The sequence below is a fragment of the Streptomyces sp. NPDC058470 genome (assembly GCF_042721055.1).
Taxonomy (GTDB): domain Bacteria; phylum Actinomycetota; class Actinomycetes; order Streptomycetales; family Streptomycetaceae; genus Streptomyces.
On record NZ_JBHXMF010000050.1, the window covers coordinates 38,581 to 58,281 of the forward strand.

A 19,701-nucleotide genomic window follows, 5' to 3' on the forward strand; every position below is an offset into this window, starting at 1 on the left:
GCGGCCTCCCGCCTCGTTTCCTGTCGTCATCGGACCGCCCGACGGCGGCAACCCCTATCGAGTCCCCGGCAACTGGCAGGGCAGACATGGTTGGTGCTGTCGGTCGATGTCCGGGCGCGGGCGGACAGCGCGTCGTGGGCCGCCGGTCGGGTCGGCCCGGCGCCGGGTTTGTGCCGCATCGCAGGGGGACCCATGGAGGATTCCGGCAGGGCACGGTCATCGCTCCCGCGCGGCGACCATTTCGGTTCTCCCTTCCAAAAGGTCGTGTGGCGCCGGGCGGTAGGTCATGCCGGGTCTCCGGCGCGGAGCCGGCCGACGCCCACGCGAGCCTTGTCGCGGGCCTCGTCGTGTCGCCTCAGTCCGAGAGCTGACCCGGCGCGCCGGGTCAGGGTTCGTACCGCGGGGCCCACTGGGTCGCAGGTGACCGCAGTCCGGAGTTTGCCCTCGGTCGCCTTCGGTGCGACGCCGTCCTCGACGGCCGCCACCGCCGTGGCCACGGCGATCTCCCGGGCGGCCTCGTGCATGCCCCGCAGCGGTGGCAGCAGTGGCGCGGAGCCGGCGTCGCCCGTCGCGGATCGCGCGGCGCACCGGCCCACGGCGCGCGGCGGCGACCATCATCCGGTCGGTGGCCCTGGTCGCAACGGCAGCGGCCACCCCGAGGCCGATGGCCGAAAAGACGCAGACGTTGTTCGCCTGCGCCACCGGCGCCTCACGGCCGTCGATCTTCAGCGGTGAGAACGGCGAGTGGGTGGCGGTCATGGCCCTGCCGTCCATCCAGCGGGCGGGGTCGGCGGGGTCTTCCTCGGAGCGGGAGGTCGGATTGGAGAGCGGGAAGATCTCCGCCACTCACCGATGGGCGCCATATGCCGGACGATCTCCTCGGTAAAGGCGCCCTTCGCGGTGGACAGGCCGAACAGTACGGTCGGCCCCACCCGGCGGACCACCTCGGCGATGTCCCACGACCCACCAGTGTCTTGCGGGCGTAGACGCGCCGCTCCTTGCTGAGCCCGTCACGCGAGTCCACCAGCGGTCCCTCGACGTCCACGAACCAGAAGCGTGAATGGGAAACGGCGGGCGTCACCGATGGCGGAGCGGGGCCTTGGCGGTGACGATACCGCCGTGACCAGCGGGACCCGCCAGTGGCACAGGTCACGCGGAACGGCAGGGGCGGTCGGAGCAACGGACGAGAGGGGGGACGGTACTTATTGCTTTGTCGATCGGGTACCCGACGTCCATGACGACACAGAACAGTTTGCAACACCTGTACCTGGCGGCGTCGCAGGCGGCGATGGGGACGATCGGGGCCTTTGTCGGCGGTCTCGTCGTGGTGGGCCTGCTGATGTGGACGGTTCGGCTCGGTGTGAGGGTGCGACGGCAGCAACCGCGACCGCCCCGGCCGGACGAACACCCCACGCTGCCGGAGTCCGGACCCGTACGGGAAGTGCGGGAAGTGCGGGAGCCGGACGAGGTTCCCCATGCCGCTGACGAGAGTGAGCGGCTCAGGCCGAGCAATCTTCACGCCTCGGGGAGCAAACGGGCCGGTGGCCAGGACGCCCCCAAGTGGGAGCCCGGCTCCAGCGGTTCCTTCGGAAGTGGTGGGTCCGGCAGAAAGTGACCAGGTGAGCCGATGAGCCGATCCGGGAACGCGCACAAGGACCACGACTCCGGGCCGGCCGCGTACGACGCGACTCCGTACCTGCCGGAGCGGGGCGGGCTCCCCACGTACAGGCAGGCGGCGGCAGACTGCCGAGGCTGCCCCCTCTTCGAGAAGGCCACCCGGACGGTCTTCGGCCAGGGCACGTCCTCGGCGCGGATCGTGCTCGTCGGGGAGCAGCCCGGAGACCAGGAGGACAGGCGGGGCGAGCCCTTCGTCGGTCCGGCCGGCCGACTGCTGGACAAGGCCCTGGCAGAGGCTGGTATCGACCGGGACACCACGTATGTCACCAACGCGGTGAAGCACTTCAAGTTCACCCTCGCCGAAGGTGGCAAGCGCCGTATCCACAAGGCACCCGACCTGCGAGAGCTGAGCGCCTGCCGGCCCTGGCTCCAGGCCGAGCTGGACCTGATCCGGCCGGACGTGGTGGTGGCCCTCGGCGCGACGGCCGGGAAAGCGCTACTCGGACGTTCGTTCCGCGTGACCAGGGACCGCGGAACACTCATCCCGCTGCCGGATGAGGACAGGCGCGACGAAGAGGCGGAGCGCTGGGTGGTGGCGACACTTCATCCTTCGGCCGTGCTGCGCTCCGATGACAGGGAAGCCGCCTACGCGGGTCTGGTGGCGGACCTGGAAGTCGCCGCGAGGGCCTTGAAAGGCCGTTGAGAGCAGCGTGTGTCCGGGTTTCCCGCCGCCGCTGAGGGGGAGGCGGTCCGTAGCCGAAACACGGCAGTACGTGAAGGCCCGGCCCTCATCCGGCCGGACGCAGAAAGAAGATGAACCGCAGTGAGTGCGGATGTCTGGACGAAGATCACTACACGGCGGCGGGAGACGGGCTGGGCGAAGGCGTGTCGTCGGCGGGGGAAGGGTGCGCGAACCTGCCTTCCGGCGAGGGCCGACCGACCGGCTCGGCAGGAGCAGGCCAGCCCGGATTGGAACATCGTCAGGGGCGAGGACTGACCCGCCTCGATCCGCCGCCGGACACCGAGGTCGGGGAGGGTTCTCGCTCTGCCGTGCGGTGCGGTGCGGACAGCGTCCGGTGACGTGTTCCGGGCGCGATCCGAGTTGGCCGGACGGTGCGATGCATGGTTGTCGAGGCACTGCAAGAACACCTGCGACCTGCCGTCGCCTCGTGGATCGAGGCGTGGGGGACCCGTTTCCGGGCCTCGCCCGCCGTAGGCCCGCTGGGATCGCTGTCGCGATTCGACGGCGGGCTCCCGGCATAGCACGCTGGAGACATGGCAGAGGTGCCGATAGTGGTGCACCCGGCGCTCGCGGAGGGCGGCCGGCCCGTTGTCGTGCGGAACGAGGTCGCCGGTCTCGCCCACTGTGACGGCGATGTTGTCGAGTTCGTCCGGCGGGCAGGCCTGTCCTTGGGTGAGGACATCCTCGACGATCCGGTGTGGGTGAGGTGGAAGGGCGGGCCGGCCCACGACTACGGGGCCGTATGACGTCGCCCCGGGCGATGCCGGGCCCGAACGTCCGCTATCGGCTGGTGGTGTCGGAGAAGCCGACGTCGTCCGCGGTCGTGATGTGCGCGGCCATGTTGCGTTCCATCATCCTCAGGGCGGCTTTGGCCAGGTCCTGGTAGATGTGGGCGACCGCGTCGCGCGGCACCGTGACCTTCAGGTGCCGAATGTGCGCGTCGAGCGCCGAGTACAGCACGCACTGCTCGGTGACCTGTCCGCACAGCACGACGTGGTCGACATCTTCCTGGCCGAGCAGATAGCTCAGCGGGGTCTCGTAGAAGGCCGAGTGCCGTGCCTTGACGACGAACAGCGACGCGTCGTCGGGGGCGACAGCCCGCACCAGGTCAGCGTGTGGTCCGCGGAGCGCGGTCTCCAGGAGTTCGCCGTGGTGGGAACGCCACTGTCCGAAGTTGTCGTTGACGTAGATAACCGGGACGTCAGCCCTGCGCGCGTGGTCCAGCAGCCTGGTGACAGCCGGCAGACATGCCCTCACCGAAGGAAGGAGCAGATCGGCGTCATCGTGGTCGTAGGTGTTGATCATGTCGATGACGATCAGAGCGGTCTTTGCCATGTCTCCCAGCCTGCACCGTCGAACGGTTTCTCCGCGTCCCGTCGCGCGGGTCGGGCCGGAGCGGGCGGGGTACCCGGTTCGCGACACCATGTGTCCCCGGCGAGCGCGTCGTGCCGGGGCTCGCGTCTCTGGTCACTGATCTGCGGGGGCGCGCCGCTGGTCGGATGAGAGCTATCGCGTCAACCCGGGCCTCAGGCTGCGGCGCCGGGCCGCGCCCACTCCTCCGGCGACCACATGGGATTTCGTAGGGGACCAGGTCACCGAGCACATCGCGACGACGATACGGACGTTGGCCGAGTTCGTCCGAGGGCCCGACCTTTCCTCCGAAGCAGTAGACGCCCTCACCGCGCTGCTGCGGGCGGCCGGCGCCGCATGCCGATGCGACGGGAAGCCGCACCCGTACCCCCACCCGCAGGCGGCCGGAGCGGGAGGTCCCGGCGATGTCGAACCAGCCCAGGATTTCCGCCGCTCGCTGGCCCGTGCCTCCGCGGCGCACCGCCGACCGACCGCTGTCTGCGCGGGCCGCCACCGTGCACTCGCGCCGACAACTGGAGGTCTCCTGGCCGACACCAGAAGGCTGCTGTCAGCCCTTTTGCGCATCGCGGATCCTGAAGCAGCCACCGACATCAGAACCGAGCTCAACAGCAGTCTCGCCCGTCGAAAGGGTCGCCTCACCGGACTGTGCCACCGCCTGGTGAACCAGGCAGTGCCACGCCTGCGCGGCGTTTCGCCGAACGAAGGTCCACAGGCCGGCTCGCACAGTTCCTGCCACTCCGCGTACCCGTCATGCCCCCACGGGCGGGAAGGCCAACCGGTCACGCTGCTCCGCCGACGTGCCGGAGCCTCCGGCTGGCGTGACGCGGTCCGGCAGCCCGCAAGAGATTGCGCACGGCATGGACGATGATGCCCCCGGTCGCGGCCGCAAGCTGCCCTTGAGGGAGACACGAAACCGCCACAAGGGCGGCCGCACCGGCCGGCGCTACCCGTCGCCGCGCTCGACGAACTGCGGGGCCAGGCCTTTCTGCCCTAACTCCCGCGCCGGGTCTGGCGAGCCGCCCACCGGGCGTCGTCACGGGCCCAACACCCACCGGCTCGCCCAGCGGCACGCCCCGGGCGGCGGCCCTCGGGCGTGAATGCGTCGATTCGGGAACACGCAGCACACACGTCGGAGAACGATTTCGCGAAGGCAGCGACCATGGACGAATCCCGGCTCTCACCCCAGTAACAGCAGATCCTGGCTCGGGTAGAGAGCCACCTCAGCCAGAACGAGCGCCTGGAACGGGAACTACGCACTCGCCGCCTGAGCTGGAGGACGAAATGCGCCGCAGTGATGCGCCGGACACTCCCGGCATTCCTCGCTCTGCCTGCGCTCGCCTCGGGACTCTGCCGGCGCTGGTCATTCGTAACTGATCCTCATCTGGGGACGCAACGGCGATCTGCCGCCCGACATCCGCGCGATCCTGGAGGACACCCTCGACAAGTACGGGCCGACCCAGATTCCCGGGACTCCGCCCCAACCGTGACCCGCTCCCAGGAGGGTGCGGCGGTGAGCCCGCCACCGACCGCCGCGGGAACGGCCCCACGGGGAGGCCGACCATGCCTTCCCCGCCCACTACTCACCAGAGGGCGTCGGTCGGCACCCGCTGGCGAAGTGTGGCGCAGGAGTTGCTGATCGGTCGGAGACGTCCATCTGGGAGACGCCGAACTGCTCCGCGATACAACTCTGGATCATGCCCCGGAAGAAGCGCAGGCAAGAGGCCCGTACTTCCGGTCCCGGAGGACGAGCGGCGCCGGACGACGTCGGCTCGCCGTCGTCGGGGAGGCCTCCCAGGCCTTCAGGCGTTGAAACGACATGCCCTCGCGGACGAGGTCCGAAGGTCCTCGTGTGGCTTACGCCGTCGACCCCCCTTCGGCGACCAGGCTCCAGGTTCAGGATGACATCGACACGGCACAGGTCGATGCAGCTCGCCCTGCGCCAGGCGCTCGCCGATTGGTCGAAGGTGTGGATCTCGACCTGGCCGGAGTTGGTTTCTGCGGCTGTTCCCTCAGCACCCTGCTGCGCGTCCGCCGGATCGCCCCGGCGGCGGGCAAGACACTCGGCGTCCGGCCGTCAGCCCGGGCATCGCACACAGTCCCGACGAGCCGGTGGAGCACGCCCGGATGGTCGATCCGCGGTGGCAGCGCGGCTTGTCGCGTGACGGACTCCGTGGTCAGCGGGCATCGAGGTCCGGATCATCGAGCTGGTCCCGGCTGATGTAGACGGAGACCGGGCTCCGAGCCTCGCGCGGACGGCGAAGTGGAGCGTACGGCCAGGACGAAAGACGCCCCGCACGGCCGCCTATGTTCTGGCCGTACGGGGCGCCCCACTGTGAACACGCGAGGCGTCCACACCGTAGCCCTCGTGCTGTCAGAGAGACGTGCCCGGGTCCTCGGGCCGGATCCGCCCGCGCCAGGCGCCGGTCTCACCGCCGATTTCCTCGATGTAGTCCTTGAACCGCCGCAGATCCCCCTTGACCCGCCGATCGATCACGCCCAGCACGTCCGCGCCCTTTTCGGCGACTCCGGTGGGCTCGACCTCCATCGTGAGTTCGACCCGGGTGCGTGTGGTGTCCAAGGGCTCGAAACGTACTGACCCCTGCTGCCGGGTGTCGCCGTCGATGGAGCGCCAGGTGATGCGCTCGTCCGGCAACTGGTCGACGATCTCGGTGTCGAACTCGCGTCGCACGCCGCCGATCTTGGTGGTCCAGTGGTTGTGCCGGTCGTCGAGCTGCGTGACGTTCTCCACGCCCTCCATGAAGTGCGGGAACTGCTCGAACTGGGTCCACTGGTTGTAGGCCGTGTGGACGGGGACATCGACGTCCACGGCTTCCTTGACCGTGCTCATCCGCTCCTCCTTCGGTGGTGGCCGCCCGCGCCAGGCATGCGGGCCCGCGCGGCTGGAAGTCCTCGGGTACCCGGATGCACAACATGAAGTCATCGGGAACGGGAAGATCGCGGCAGCGTCGCCGCAGGGGTTTTGGCACTCCTGGACGGGCCGCAGAATCCTGGTCAGTTCCGTGTCCAGGGATGTTCCGATCTGCCCGGTGTCGAGGCGGGCTCTGTCTCGTACTCTGCTCACGAAGTAGCCGATGTCGTCGGCCGGAAAACTCATGTGCGCGGTGAACTCGGAAGTCAGGAGTACCTCGACCACCGCCGTCGGAGCGGGGCGTGGGCGGATGGTGATGCCGCCATTGCCGTTCGGAGCGATCAGGCCGGGCCGGTGAGCCACCGTATCGAACTCACCGATGCCGACACGGTGGGACTGGTGCTCGTCGACGCACGCGGACGGCTGCGCACCGTCGCCTCGTCCGACCGGCGGGCGGAGGCGCTGGACAGGTTGCAGGCCCGGACGGGCGAGGGGCCGGGCGTGGACTCCCTGCGGAGCGGGGAACCGGTCCGCGCTCCACGGCTCGACACCCGCGCCGAGCGCTGGCCGCAGTACACCGGACTCGCCGGCGATGTCGGCGTCCACGGCGTCTACGCCCTTCCCCTCACCGTGCGCGATCAGCCGGTCGGCGCTGAACCTCCTCGTGAGCGACACCCGCGAAATCCTCGCGGAAGACCTCACCGTGGCGGCGTCGCTGGCCGGTGTCGCGGTCGGTGCCATGCTGCGCTGGCGGCCCGAACCACTGCGCCCCTCGGACATCTCGACCCGGATCCAGTCGGTGATCTCCTCCAAAGCGGTGCTGGAAACAGCGACCGGAATGCTCGCGGCGAGTGACGACCTGACCGTCACCGACGCCTCACGGGCACCGCAGGACTACGCCTGGCGCAACGGGACACCGCCCGTGGCCGTCGCGCAGCAGTTGCTGGGGCGCGCTCTGGCCCCGCAGGAGGTCCTCGGTACGACGCCGGTTGCCCGGCCTCCTGACACGACGGGCTGAGTCGGCCGTTCGCCGCGCACCGACTGGCCCTGTCCGACCGGCTTTGTCCGCCCGGGACCGTCCGTGCGGTGGAACAGTTGGAAGAAACACCGGTTGCTTCTCCTGCCCGGGCCCTCGGCGGAACGACCGAACGGCGCTGGAGCTTTCCGGGACCGGAGTCCGGCGCCAGCGGCATGCCGTCATGCCGACCAGCGGAGAACGCTCCGCGAGGGGATAACCCTGACCGGCTCACCCGACCCCGCCGTACCGGACCTCACCGCGCTCCTTCTGACCACCAGGACGCTGGAAGCCTTCCTCACCACACTGGCCGAGACCGTGCTGGACATCTCACCGGGATGCAACGGGTGCGGGATCACCCTGGAACGGGAGGGTCACCTGCTGACGGTGACAAGCTCCGGCAGGAGCGCCAGGCAACTGGACGAGGAACAGTACGGTCAGAACGACGGCCCCTGTCTGCAGGCCCTGCGCACCGCTCAGGAGATCTCCGTCCAGGACACACCTACCGACCGGCGCTGGGGCGAATTTCCCGCATACGCCGCGGCCAACGGAGCCCGCTCCTCTCTCTCCCTGCCGATCGCGGCCCGGACCCGCACGCCCGGCGCCATCAACCTCTACGCCTTCGCACCGGACGCGTTCGCCGACGCCGACCGCACCGTCCTGCGGGCCATCGCCGCCCAGGCCACGGGAGCCATCGCCCTGGCCCAGCGGCTGGCCGACGCCCCGGCGTTCAACGACGAGCTGCAGACCGTTCTGGCCACCCGCGCCCTCATCGACCGGGCGACCGGCATCACCATGGCGCGCCACGACTGCGCCTACGACGAGGCGCTCGCCTTCCTCAAGGGCACCGCTCGCCGCCACGGCAGCACACTTCGCGCCGTGAGTGCCACCCTCGTGCGCCAGTACGGCGAACCGCCGAATCCGAGTGAACCCCCCGTTTACCCGTGAGGTCGTGCAGGGCGGCGAACGCGGACAGTGGTTGGACACCCAGGGCGCGACGGGCTTCCATGTCCGGGATTTGAGCGGCGGTGTCGCCGCGGGACGCCTTCGGCGGCCGCAGGCCGACGCGGAGCGAGCTGTGAGACCCGCGTCGGTGGGTACTGCCGTTCGCGGCGCCCGCCTTCCTGAATCATCGGGCTGGGCGGCCGTGCGCCCGAACGAGTGCGGTGCCCGGGCCGGGCGAGTGTTTCGCGTGATCCGGGTACTCGCGTCGAGACCTGGAGGCAAGGCATGGGCAGAGCAGGGTGGCGCAGACGGGACAGAAGGAGGCGTCCGTGGGCCGGAAGTCTGGCAGGGAACCCGTAGACCACCGTCCGGGGCGTTCTCCCGGAGAACGTCTCGTGCACGCCATCGACGCGCGGCTGCCGTTGCACGACGGTGCCGGAAAGCTTCTCCGCAAGGCATTCCCCGACCACTGGTCGTTCCTCCTGGGGGAATTGGCGCTGTACAGCCTGATCGTCCTGGTTATCACAGGCGTGTGGCTGACCTTGTTCTTCACGCCCGACATGCGCGAAGTGGTGTACGCCGGGAGTTACGTCCCGTTGAGAGGCGTCCGCATGTCGGCAGCCTTCGACTCAACCCTCCGGATCAGCTTCGATGTCCGCGGTGGGCTTTTGGTGCGACAGCTGCACCACTGGGCGGCGCTCGTCTTCGTCGGCGCGATCGGGCTGCACCTGCTCCGGATCTTCTTCACCGGGGCCTTCCGCCGACCGCGTGAAGCCAACTGGGTCATCGGCGTCACGCTGTTCCTGCTCGCCCTCGCCGAGGGCTTCGCGGGCTACTCGCTGCCCGACGACCTGCTCTCCGGGACGGGGCTGCGGATCGCTCAGGGCATCATGGCGTCCATCCCGGTCGTTGGCACGTACGTGAGCATGTTCGTGTTCGGGGGTCAGTTCCCCGGCCACGACATCGTCCCCAGGCTGTACGGCATGCACATCCTGCTCCTGCCCGGCCTCCTGATCGGGCTCGTCACCGTGCATCTGATCCTCGTGTTCTATCTGAAGCACACACAGTGGCGCGGACCGGGCAGGTCCAACGGCAACGTCGTCGGCAAACCCCTCTATCCCCAGTTCACGGCCACCTCGGGCGGCTTGTCGCTCATGGTCTTCGGAGTGCTGGCCGTGCTCGCGGCTCTCGCCCAGATCAACCCGGTGTGGACGTACGGGCCCTATCGGCCCGACCAGGTGTCGACGGGCTCGCAGCCCGACTGGTACGTGGGTTTCCTGGAGGGCGCCCTCCGGCTTGTGCCGCCCTGGGAGACGAACATCGCCGGACACACCGTCATGTGGAACGTGCTGCTTCCGGCGGTCGTCCTGCCCGGCCTGTTCTTCCTTGCCCTGTACACGTACCCCTTCGTCGAGCAACGGCTGACGGGGGAGTGGCACCAGGAACACCATCTGTGCGACCGGCCGCGCGAGCGGCCCGTCCGCACCGGACTGGGCGTGGCCGGGATCGTCTTCTACGCCGTGTTGCTTCTGGCCGGCGGCAATGACGTCGTGGCGCAGACGTTCCGGATCTCCGTGAATACGCTGACCTGGGCGCTCCGGATCGCCTTCGTGGCGGGACCCGTCCTCGCGTTCGTCCTCACCCGGGCCCTGTGCCGTGCCCTCCTGGAGACGGAGCGGGAGCGCCTGGCGAAGGGCGATGAGTCGGGCGACGTACTGCAGTCCGTGAACGGTGGCTACGAGAGCGGCCATCGGCCTGTCGAGAAGTTCCGGCCGGGCGCGCCCAGGACACCCACCCCCGTCACTCCGCCCCGTCTGCGCCCCGGTCCGCGTACTGGAACACCATCCCGAGAACACCCCGGGCGAGAACACCGACGCCGATGAGGAACAGCCACAGCCCGTAGACCACGCCCGTGCACACGACGGCGAAGCCCAGGGCCGTGATCAGCGGCCAGGAGCTCTGCGGCGGGAAGAACTCCAAGGGGCCCGAGCCGTCGGCCACTTCGGCGTCGAGGCGGTCCTGGGGCCGCCGCCCCTTGCGCCGGTACTGCATCGCGCAGAAGAACGAGACCAGCGTGGCCATCAGGAAGGCGACCGCCAGGGCCGCTGTTCCGGCCGGGTCGGCGGACCACCAGCCGTACAGGGCGGCGGCACCGGCGAAGAACGCCGCGACGCCACCGAAGAGCAGGGCTTCCACCTTCATCGCAGTCCCTCCGCCTTGGCCTGCTGGACGATCGCGGGATGATGCAGGTCGAAGGCCGGTGACTCGGACCGCACGCGGGGGAGTGCAACGAAGTTGTGGCGGGGCGGCGGACAGGACGTCGCCCATTCCAGCCCGCGCCCGAAGCCCCAGGGGTCATCCCCTTCCACGCGGTGCCCGTATTTTGCCGTGTGCCAGACGTTGTACAGGAAAGGCAGGGTGGAGACCCCGAGCAGGAACGCCCCGGTGGAGGAGAGGGTGTTGAGGGTGGTGAATCCGTCGGCGGCCAGGTAGTCCGCGTACCGGCGAGGCATCCCCGCCTCGCCCAGCCAGTGCTGCACCAGGAACGTCAGGTGGAAGGCGGGGAACAGCAGCCAGAAGTGCAGCTTCCCGAGACGCTCGTCCAGCATTTTCCCGGTGAACTTGGGCCACCAGAAGTAGAAGCCGCCGAACATCGCGAAGACGACGGTGCCGAACAGGACATAGTGCAGATGCGCCACGATGAAGTACGAGTCCGTGAGGTGGAAGTCGAGCGGCGGGGACGCGATCAGGACGCCGCTGAGGCCGCCGAGCAGGAATGACGTCAGGAATCCCATCGCCCACAACATCGGGGTCTCGAACGAGAGGGACCCCTTGTGCATCGTGCCGATCCACGCGAAGAACTTGATGCCGGTGGGGACCGCGATCAGGAACGACATGAGGGAGAAGAACGGCAGCAGTACTGCCCCGGTGGCGAACATGTGGTGCGCCCATACGACCGACGACAGCATGGTGATGGCGATGGTCGCGCCGATCAGCGGCATGTATCCGAAGAGCGGTTTGCGGGAGAACACCGGCAGGATCTCCGAGATGATGCCGAAGAACGGCAGTGCCACGATGTAGACCTCCGGATGCCCGAAGAACCAGAACAGATGCTGCCACAGCAGGGCGCCGCCGTTCGCCGCGTCGAAGATGTGCCCCCCGAACTTGCGGTCCGCCTCCAGGGCGAGAAGCGCCGCCGTGAGGACGGGAAAGGCGGGGAGCACCAGGATCGAGGTGAACAGAATGTTCCAAGTGAAGATCGGCATCCGGAACATCGTCATTCCGGGCGCGCGCAGACACAGGATGGTGGTGATGAAGTTGACCGCGCCGAGGGTGGTCGAGACGCCTGTCACCACCAGCCCCATCACCCACAGATCGCCTCCCGCGCCGGGAGAGTGGTAGGCGCTGTTGAGCGGTGCGTAGGCGAACCAGCCGAAGGCCGCGGCGCCGCCGGGAACCAGAAACCCGGACACGACCATCAGGCCACCGAACAGGTACATCCAGTAGGACAGGGCGTTGAGGCGCGGAAAGGCGACGTCGGGAGCACCGATCTGCAGCGGCATCACGGCGTTCGCGAACCCGGCGAACATGGGGGTCGCGAACAGCAACATCATGATCGTGCCGTGGACCGTGAAGAGTTGGTTGTAGGTGTGCTCGTTCATGAACTGCAGCCCGGGGCGGGCAAGTTCGGCCCGCATACCCAGGGCCAGCAGGCCGGCGAACAGGAAGAAGCAGAAGGCCGTGACCATGTAGAGCTGGCCGATCACTTTGTGATCGGTTGTCGACGACCAGCGGAGCAGCGCACGTCCCAGAGACGGTTCTCCTGGTGCGTCCTGCCGCGCGTCGTCGCTTCGTTCCGACAGTGCGGTCATGCTCCTCCTCCGGCGAAAGCGCCACGGGCGGGTGCCCCGGTGGTCCACCGGGAAACGGACGGTGTCACCGATGCCCGAAGCGGGGCTCCGGGCGGCGACGGTACCGCCATGACCCGCGAGATCTGTCCATGCCACGAGCTCATGCGGAACGACAGCGACGTTCGGAGCAAGGAACGAGATGGGACAGCGATTTTTACCGTCCTGTCGAGCGGGTACTCGGCGCCCATGACGACACAGAACGGGACACATAGCGGCCTGCATTACCTGGCCGCGTCGGACGCGGCGATCGGGACCATCGGTGCCTTTGTCGGCGGTCTCGTCGTCGTGGGCCTGTTGATCTGGGCGGTTCGGCTGGGTGTGAAGGTACGGCGGCAGCAGCCGCAGCCGCCCCGATCGGACGAACACCCCACGCTGCCGGAGTCCGGACCCGTACGGGAGGTGCGTGAGGTGCGGGAGCCGGACGAGGTTCCCGTAGCCTCTGACGAGAGTGAGCGGCTCAGACCGAGCAACATGCACCCCTCAGGGAGCAAACGGGGTCGTGACCAGGAGGTCCCCAAGTGGGAGCCCGGGTCCAGCGGTTCCTTCGGAAGTGGTGGATCCGGCAAGAAGTGACCAGGTGAGCCGATGAGCTGATCCGAGAACGCGGACAAGGACCACGACTCCGGGTCTGCCGCCTACGACGCGACTCCTTACCTGCCGAAGCGGGACGGGCTGCCCGCGCAGGCTCGACTGCCAGATCGAACTCGAACACTCATGGCGCCATCGCCGAAGCAATCGACGCGCCGCTCAGCCGCCGGATCGGCGGCAAGGTGGTCCTCCACGTCGACCAGGACTTGTCGGCCGATCATGTGACTGCCGCGCGCCCGGATCGTTGATGTGGGCACGGGGCAGGGTGATCTGACGGATGGGGAATGGGAACGGCGCCGACGTCCGACCGGATTCCTTCGTAGCCGAGTACCGGGACAGTCGGTGGCCCTCTTCCTCCTCGTCTAACGGCCCGCCTCACCCCCCTCGCGCACCGGCCCCAGGCGGGAAGGTCCGGCCGCGCGCCCGCCGACCGCCGCCTCACCGCCCGCGCCCAGGGGCCCGGTCGCCATGAGACCGCCGTTCTTCTCCAGGTATCGCATCAGTCGGCGGGAGCGGAGCACGACCAGCGGCGGCAGCCGGGGACGTGCAAGCCGCACCCCGCGCACCCACTGCTGGGCGTAGACCGCGGCGGAACGGCTTTCAACGCCACGTACCAGGCGTTCGGCGAACTTCGGCGCCGGATAGGACCGCGAGGCCGGCCACGGCAGCGCCGACCGCAGCGCACGTAGGGCAGTGAACGTGTCTCCCGCCCGGATCATCTCCGTGTCCGCCCAGCTCAGGTAGGCCACGCCCACCCCGACTCCCCGGTGCGCCACCTCGGCCCGCAGTACCTGCGCGAAGGACTCAGCGGCCGATTTCGAGGCGCAGTAGGCACTCATGAGCGGTGCCGGCGCGAGCGCCGCGAGAGAGGACATCTGAAGGTAGTAGCCCTGGGTCCGGAGCAGGTCGGGCAGAAAGGCGCGTGCCGTCATCGCACTGCCCACCACGTTGATCTCGACGACCCGCCGCCACACCCGCGGATCGGAGTCCAGGAACGGGCCGGCTTCAGCAATGCCCGCGTTACCGATCACCACCGAGGGCGAACCGAACCGGGACCGCACGCCGACGGCCGTCTCCTCCATCGCTGCGGCATCACTCACGTCGACGGCCCACCAATGGGTGGCCCCTTGGGGCAGCGCGGCCGCCGTCCTCGCCAGCTCCCCCTCCTCCAGCCCCAACAGCGCCACCCGCGCGCCGCGCCGCACCAGCGCTCGGGCCATCTCGGCCCCGAGACCACGAGCAGCGCCGGTCACGACCGCGGTACGGCCGGCAAGGGGACTCGTACCGGGCATGGCACCTCCACAGCGCGGGACAGGCCGGTGTCCGTACCAGGATGCCCCGGTCACCGGCGGGTAGCGCTCCGGCGACCGGGGGCACCGGGATGGCATCTGTCTCCGCGCGGGAGTGCGTACCGCGGCCTAGCGTGGGAACGCGCACCGAGGGATACAACACTTCGAACTGCGGAGGATCCATGGCCGTGCGACACCAGCTGATCAAGAAGCCGCCTGGGGCCGTTTGGAAAGTCCTGTCCGACCCCGAACGCTACAAGGACTGGGTCGTCGGTACCTCACGGTCAGAGCCGGACGAGGGGCGGTGGCCCGAGCTTGGGGCGGCCCTCCGCTACGAGATCAAGATCGGCCCGCTCATCCTGCGCAACCGGACCCTCGTACGGCGCAGCGAACCGACCACCGTCCTTGAACTGGAGGCGGACAGCGGCCCGCTGGGGACCGCGAGAATCGCGATGGAGTTGCGGCCCTGGGGCGAGCACACTCTGATCATCCTGGACGAGCACCCCTTGCGCGGTACGGGTGGCTCCCTGCACAACGGCCTCATGGAGGCAGCGTTGCAAGTGCGGCACCGAACGATGCTGAGCCGTCTCGCCCGGCTGTGCGAGGGGGAGGAGAGCCCCACCCGCACCACTCCGCCGCGACCGCAACCGCGCAGCGCCTAGTGCGTCTCCTTGCAGGCTTCACCCCGCCGTGTCGTCCACCACGCGCGCCACGGGAACGGCACAGAGGCCCGGAGCAGCAGCCGCGCCGCCCGGCGCGGCGCCATCCATAAAGTCGGGAGCGAGTCATGCCGGACGCCGTAGTGATCGGGGCGGGTCCCAACGGGCTGGTCGCGGCGAACCTCCTGGCTGACGCGGGCTGGAGCGTGGAGGTCCTGGAGGCCCAGGACGTGCCCGGAGGAGCGGTCCGGCACGACCACGGGGTCGCCCCCGCGTTCGCCAGCGACCTCTTCAGTGCCTTCTACCCCCTCGCCGCCGCCTCCCCTGTCCTGGCCCGCCTGCATCTGGAGCGGGAGGGGCTGAGCTGGAGCCACGCCGCCAAGGTGCTCGCCCATCCCTTGCGGGACGGCCGCTGCGCCGTCCTCAGTCGCGACCTGGAAGAGACGGCCGCGAGCCTGGAGGCCTTCGCTCCTGGGGACGGAGCCGCGTGGAAGGAGCTGCGGGAGGTCTGGGAGACACTGCGGCCCGGCATCCTCGACGCTCTCTTCACACCGTTCCCCCCGGTCCGCGCCGGGGCCCGACTGGCGCTGAAGCTTCGTGCGGGGGGCGGGTTGCGGCTGGCCAGGACAATGGCACTGCCGGTGCGGCGTCTTGGAGAGGAGGAGTTCCGCGGCGAGGGCGGCAGACTCCTGCTCGCGGGCAACGCTCTGCACGCGGACCTCTCACCGGAAGCGGCGGGCAGCGGCGGCTTCGGCTGGCTCATGTCCATGCTCGGCCAGACCTACGGCTTCCCCGTGCCCACCGGCGGCGCGGGAGCGCTCACCGCAGCTCTCGTCCGGCGCCTGGCAGGGCGCGGCGGGATCGTCCGCTGCGGGGAAGAGGTCACCGAGGTCGTCGTCCGCGGCGGCCGGGCCATCGGCGTCCGCACCGCGGGCGGCGAGGCGGTCCCGGCCCGCAAGGCGGTCTTGGCCGATGTGTCCGCGCCCGCCCTCTACGGCTCCCTGGTGGCCGAACGGCACCTTCCCGGGCGCCTGCTCGCCGACCTGAAGCGTTTCCAGTGGGACTTCGCCACGTTCAAGGTCGACTGGGCGCTGAACGGCCCGGTGCCCTGGGCCTGCCCGGAGGCCGAGCAGGCGGGAACCGTTCACCTCGCGGACGGCGTGGACGGCCTCACCCGCTTCGCCGCGCAGATCGCCATGGGCCGCATCCCCGACGAGCCCTTCGCCATCTTCGGCCAGATGACCACCACCGACCCCAGCCGCTCGCCTCGTGGAACCGAGTCCGCATGGGCCTATACCCACGTTCCGCACCACGTGCGGGGGGACGCCGGGGACGACGGACTGACCGGCTCCTGGAGCGCCCGGGAGCAGGAGGTGATGGCGGACCGTGTCGAGGCACAGGTCGAGCTCTACGCTCCCGGCTTCCGCGGTCTCATCAGGGCCCGGCGCATCCTCGCCCCGCCCACGCTGGAAAGCATGGACGCCAACCTCCACGGAGGCGCCATCAACGGCGGCACCACGGCCATGCACCAGCAACTGGTCTTCCGCCCCAGCCCCGGCGCCGGTCGCCCCGAGACGGCCGTCCCCGGGCTCTATCTCGCTTCCGCCTCCGCGCACCCCGGCGGAGGAGTCCACGGCGCCCCCGGAGCCAACGCCGCTCGGGCAGCCCTGCGCAGGCACCGCGCCCGCGCCCTGTCCCACCTCCAGAACCGGCTGGCCCACCGCGACCGCAAGGGGCAGCCATGAAGTCCTGGACCGCACCCGCCGTGGAACGCTCCGCTGTCCGGACCTCGCACCACGCTTGTCCACGCGCGTAAGGAGAACCGCTGAGCCATGGGTCTGGATCACGAAGAGGCACCCGTACTTGACGCTCTCGCCCGCTACCGCGAGGCAGGAGAGCTCAGCTTCACCCCGCCCGGACACAAGCAGGCCCGTGGCGCGGACCCGCGCGCGAGAGAAGTCCTCGGGGACGCGGTCTTCCTCGGCGACGTACTGGCCAGCGGGGGGCTCGACGACCGCCTCACCCGCGGTCGCGTCCTTCACCGCGCCGAAGAACTCATGGCCGACGCGGTGCACGCCGAGCACACGTTCTTCTCCACCTGCGGCAGTTCCTTGTCCGTCAAAGCCGCCATGCTGTCCGTGACCAGCCCGCACCACACGCTCCTCGTCGGGCGGGACGCGCACAAATCGGTGATCGCGGGGCTCATCCTGGCCGGCGTGCGCCCCGTCTGGATCGAGCCGCAGTGGGATGCTGAGCGTCATCTCGCCCATCCCCCGTCGGCAGCCGCTTTCGCCGAGGCGTTCCGGAGCAATCCCGACGCCGACGGGGCTCTGGTCACCAGCCCCACGCCGTACGGGGCCGCGGCCGATCTCGCGGGTATCGCCCAGGCTTGCCACCAGCACGGCAAACCTCTGATCGTGGACGAGGCCTGGGGAGCCCACCTCCCCTTCCATGATCAGTTGCCGTCGTGGGCCATGGACGCCGGGGCCGACGTCTGAGTCACGAGCATTCACAAGATGGGCAGCGGCCTTGAGCAGGGATCCGTCTTCCACCTCCAGGGCGACCTCATCGATCCAGCCGAACTGGCCTCCCGTGCCGACCTGTTGGCCACGACCAGCCCGAACGTGCTCATCTACGCCGGCATCGACGCATGGCGCCGGCAAATGGTCCAGCATGGCAGCGAACTGATGGGCCGTGCCCTGGACCTGGCGGCAGGCACGCGAGCCGACATCGAGTCGATCGACGGCATCCATGTCAACGACGCCAGGGATTTCTGTGGCTCGGGGCGCGCCGCGGAGTTCGACCCGCTGCCTGTCGTCATGGACATCAGCGGGCTCTCCACCACCGGCTACCGGGCGGCCGACTGGCTCCGCACGCATCACAGCATCGACGCCCACCTGTTCGATCACCGGCGCATCAGCGCGCAGATCACGCATGCCGACGACAAAGACACCACCACACGCCTACTGGACGCTCTGCGAGACCTGTCCCGGCACGTCGCCGACCTGCGCGGTGCCCCTCAGATCGACGTCCCTTCCCCCGCCGGGCTGCGAATGGAGCAGACCTGTCTCCCACGCGACGCCTACTTCAGCCCCCACGCGGACGTGCCCGTCACCGAGGCAGCCGGACGGATCGCCGCCGAGATGATCACTCCGTACCCGCCGGGCATTCCCGTCGTCCTGCCCGGCGAACAGCTCACCGAGCCCGTCCTGCGCTACCTGACCAGCGGCGTCGCCGCTGGCATGCATCTTCCCGACGCCGCCGACAAACAGCTCAAGACCGTGCGCGTGGTGGAGAAGGACTGAGCGGGCTCCCGCAGGGGGACGGTCGCAATCCACCCGTCCTATGGCTGCTCTACGGCTCCGGCGTGAGCCCGTGCGGACGGAGGTTGTGCCCACGGGCGTTCCACGCCATGGTTCTGCGGGCAGGGGTAGCAACCGTCAGCGAGACGGGACGACAGTGCGGCTGGGCCACGACCAGTGCGTTCATCGACACGTTCAGCCGCACGTTGAAAGCGGGCACCGGGGACCTAACGCATCGGACCTGATGGATAGCTCCGCCGACCGCTGATGATCCCTCGGAAGCACGCGGAATCCCACAGCGGTGAACGGCCATGAATTCCCGCACCCTGAGGCCTACTGGTCTGCGCTGGGTACGGCCAAGGGGTTGCCCGGAGCCTTCTTCTTCGCCTCGCTCATCTGCTCGCCAAGTTCGGTGAGACGATTACGGCCCATGGCCTTGCGGACCTCGGGGAACCACTCCTTCTCCTCTTCCTCGACGTGGTGACGCACGTTCTCCATAAGAACGGACATCTTGGCGTCGAACCGCTCATCGGCCGGATCGAGGCCCTTGATCTCGGAAAGCATCCACAGCACCACGTGGTGCTCCTCGACGCTTTCCAGGACGTGGTCCTTGGTGTCCGGTGCGGATTCCCGAGCAGCCGGGTAGAAGATCTTCTCCTCGATCCAGGTGTGAGTGGTGAGTTCCTCGATCACCTGATCGGCGATCTTCCGCTTCTCGACGTGGGCCTTTTCGCCGGCCTTCTCGAACTTCTTGAACAGCTTTTCCACCGTTTTGTGGTCTTCCTTGAGCAGTACGATCCCGTCCACCAGGTTCTCCTTCGAGTACGTCGGGAGGTGGAACGGCCGCCCACCCCCACGCCGTGTACCCAAGGCAGTGACCGGGACACCGCGCGCCACAGGCCTGTGACCCGGACAGTCGTCTCCCATACTCCGAATGCGCGCATACGCCCGCACCACCTGGTGGCCGGGCCGGAGCGGAACCTCGGAACTGTCCACGACGGAAGCGTCCATGTTGGTCCGCATCATCTTGTGTGCCGCTTCGGCCAGGTCGGCATGGGTATGCGCCACCGCGTCGCTGGCTACGGTCAACCGCAGGTGGCGGATGTGTGCGTCGAGAGCGGAGTGCAGGACGCGCTGTTCGGTGACCTGCCCGCACAGGATGGTGTGGTCCATCCGTAGCTCCCCGAGCAGGTAAGCCAGTGGCGTCTCAAAGAAGTTGGAGTGCCGCGCTTTGACGACCAACAAGGAGTCCTCGTCGGGGTGGATGGGGCCGATCAGCTGCCCCGGGGCGGCTCCCACCATTCCGAGGTGGGAGCCGCCGCTCGTCCGTGCCTCCCACCGTGCCGATCAGCGCTGGTCCGCACAGCGCCTCCGAGGACGCCCGGAATATTTC

General features: G+C 69.0%; 17 protein-coding genes and 4 pseudogenes. 11 read left to right on the forward strand and 10 right to left on the reverse strand.

The annotated features are described in order from the left end of the window. Positions 1-284: 284 nt before the first annotated feature. The 3 genes and pseudogenes from ACFWP7_RS31050 to ACFWP7_RS31060 all read right to left on the reverse strand — a co-directional run bounded on the left by ACFWP7_RS31050 (position 285) and on the right by ACFWP7_RS31060 (position 944). The gene (locus ACFWP7_RS31050) at positions 285-524 is read right to left on the reverse strand and encodes a hypothetical protein (protein WP_384388114.1); all 240 of its coding nucleotides are present in this window, start codon (positions 522-524) and stop codon (positions 285-287) included. A 133-nt stretch (positions 525-657) separates the two neighbouring features. Further along, positions 658-846 (reverse strand): annotated as a pseudogene (locus ACFWP7_RS31055) (malic enzyme-like NAD(P)-binding protein); the annotation flags it as partial. Next, positions 756-944 carry a malic enzyme-like NAD(P)-binding protein gene (locus ACFWP7_RS31060; protein ID WP_384388046.1) on the reverse strand — a complete coding sequence of 63 codons (189 nt, stop codon included), beginning with the start codon at positions 942-944 and terminating at the stop codon, positions 756-758. The pseudogene ACFWP7_RS31055 and the gene ACFWP7_RS31060, both read right to left, overlap by 91 nt. 290 nt (positions 945-1,234) lie before the next feature. Between ACFWP7_RS31060 and ACFWP7_RS31065 the strand changes: the two genes are divergently transcribed. The 3 genes from ACFWP7_RS31065 (at position 1,235) to ACFWP7_RS31075 (ending at position 3,105) form a co-directional block, all read left to right on the forward strand. After that, complete coding sequence (locus ACFWP7_RS31065) at positions 1,235-1,615, forward strand: DUF6479 family protein (protein ID WP_384388049.1); 381 nt, start codon at positions 1,235-1,237, stop codon at positions 1,613-1,615. 12 nt (positions 1,616-1,627) lie between these two features. Next, positions 1,628-2,320, forward strand: a complete 693-nt coding sequence (locus ACFWP7_RS31070; protein WP_384388052.1) for a UdgX family uracil-DNA binding protein — start codon at positions 1,628-1,630, stop codon at positions 2,318-2,320. Between the two features lie 572 nt (positions 2,321-2,892). Continuing rightward, positions 2,893-3,105: a hypothetical protein gene (locus tag ACFWP7_RS31075; protein ID WP_384388055.1), complete on the forward strand. Its 213-nt coding sequence runs from the start codon at positions 2,893-2,895 to the stop codon at positions 3,103-3,105. 34 nt (positions 3,106-3,139) lie between these two features. Here ACFWP7_RS31075 and ACFWP7_RS31080 read toward each other — a convergent pair whose 3' ends face one another. Continuing rightward, positions 3,140-3,694: an isochorismatase family cysteine hydrolase gene (locus tag ACFWP7_RS31080; protein WP_384388058.1), complete on the reverse strand. Its 555-nt coding sequence runs from the start codon at positions 3,692-3,694 to the stop codon at positions 3,140-3,142. A gap of 2,407 nt (positions 3,695-6,101) precedes the next feature. After that, on the reverse strand, positions 6,102-6,578 hold the full coding sequence (locus ACFWP7_RS31085) for an SRPBCC family protein (protein WP_384388062.1): 477 nt from the start codon (positions 6,576-6,578) through the stop codon (positions 6,102-6,104). A gap of 420 nt (positions 6,579-6,998) precedes the next feature. Between ACFWP7_RS31085 and ACFWP7_RS31090 the strand changes: the two are divergent. From ACFWP7_RS31090 to ACFWP7_RS31105, 4 genes and pseudogenes are all read left to right on the forward strand, one after another. Continuing rightward, positions 6,999-7,190, forward strand: a pseudogene (locus tag ACFWP7_RS31090) (transcriptional regulator); the annotation flags it as partial. Positions 7,191-7,263: 73 nt separating this feature from the next. Further along, on the forward strand, positions 7,264-7,617 hold the full coding sequence (locus ACFWP7_RS31095; protein WP_384388117.1) for a hypothetical protein: 354 nt from the start codon (positions 7,264-7,266) through the stop codon (positions 7,615-7,617). 93 nt (positions 7,618-7,710) lie between these two features. Then, complete coding sequence (locus ACFWP7_RS31100) at positions 7,711-8,562, forward strand: GAF and ANTAR domain-containing protein (RefSeq protein WP_384388065.1); 852 nt, start codon at positions 7,711-7,713, stop codon at positions 8,560-8,562. A 392-nt stretch (positions 8,563-8,954) separates the two neighbouring features. Next, positions 8,955-10,442 (forward strand): cytochrome bc complex cytochrome b subunit, encoded by a 1,488-nt coding sequence (locus ACFWP7_RS31105; RefSeq protein ID WP_384388068.1) that lies wholly within the window; start codon positions 8,955-8,957, stop codon positions 10,440-10,442. Here the strand turns inward: ACFWP7_RS31105 and ACFWP7_RS31110 are convergent. Continuing rightward, complete coding sequence (locus ACFWP7_RS31110; RefSeq protein WP_384388071.1) at positions 10,360-10,761, reverse strand: cytochrome c oxidase subunit 4; 402 nt, start codon at positions 10,759-10,761, stop codon at positions 10,360-10,362. The genes ACFWP7_RS31105 and ACFWP7_RS31110 overlap by 83 nt on opposite strands. Further along, positions 10,758-12,431 (reverse strand): cytochrome c oxidase subunit I, encoded by a 1,674-nt coding sequence (ctaD, locus tag ACFWP7_RS31115; protein WP_384388075.1) that lies wholly within the window; start codon positions 12,429-12,431, stop codon positions 10,758-10,760. The genes ACFWP7_RS31110 and ctaD overlap by 4 nt, the downstream gene beginning before the upstream one ends. Positions 12,432-12,656: 225 nt before the next feature. Here ctaD and ACFWP7_RS31120 point away from each other — a divergent pair, with 225 nt between their 5' ends. Then, the gene (locus ACFWP7_RS31120) at positions 12,657-13,043 is read left to right on the forward strand and encodes a DUF6479 family protein (RefSeq protein ID WP_384388078.1); all 387 of its coding nucleotides are present in this window, start codon (positions 12,657-12,659) and stop codon (positions 13,041-13,043) included. Between the two features lie 377 nt (positions 13,044-13,420). Here ACFWP7_RS31120 and ACFWP7_RS31125 read toward each other — a convergent pair whose 3' ends face one another. Next, a complete protein-coding gene (locus tag ACFWP7_RS31125) occupies positions 13,421-14,350 on the reverse strand; it encodes an SDR family oxidoreductase (protein ID WP_384388081.1) in 930 nt (309 codons plus the stop codon). A 179-nt stretch (positions 14,351-14,529) separates the two neighbouring features. Between ACFWP7_RS31125 and ACFWP7_RS31130 the strand changes: the two genes are divergently transcribed. The 3 genes and pseudogenes from ACFWP7_RS31130 (at position 14,530) to ACFWP7_RS31140 (ending at position 18,311) form a co-directional block, all read left to right on the forward strand. Beyond that, complete coding sequence (locus ACFWP7_RS31130) at positions 14,530-15,009, forward strand: SRPBCC family protein (protein WP_384388084.1); 480 nt, start codon at positions 14,530-14,532, stop codon at positions 15,007-15,009. 125 nt (positions 15,010-15,134) lie between these two features. Further along, a complete protein-coding gene (locus tag ACFWP7_RS31135) occupies positions 15,135-16,751 on the forward strand; it encodes a phytoene desaturase family protein (RefSeq protein ID WP_384388087.1) in 1,617 nt (538 codons plus the stop codon). Positions 16,752-16,838: 87 nt separating this feature from the next. Further along, positions 16,839-18,311: pseudogene (locus ACFWP7_RS31140) on the forward strand (aminotransferase class I/II-fold pyridoxal phosphate-dependent enzyme). 330 nt (positions 18,312-18,641) lie between these two features. On the opposite strand, the gene ACFWP7_RS31145 reads toward ACFWP7_RS31140, so the two are convergent. Continuing rightward, positions 18,642-19,115: a hemerythrin domain-containing protein gene (locus tag ACFWP7_RS31145; protein WP_384388108.1), complete on the reverse strand. Its 474-nt coding sequence runs from the start codon at positions 19,113-19,115 to the stop codon at positions 18,642-18,644. 195 nt (positions 19,116-19,310) lie between these two features. Then, positions 19,311-19,610 (reverse strand): annotated as a pseudogene (locus ACFWP7_RS31150) (isochorismatase family protein); the annotation flags it as partial. Positions 19,611-19,701 lie beyond the last annotated feature (91 nt).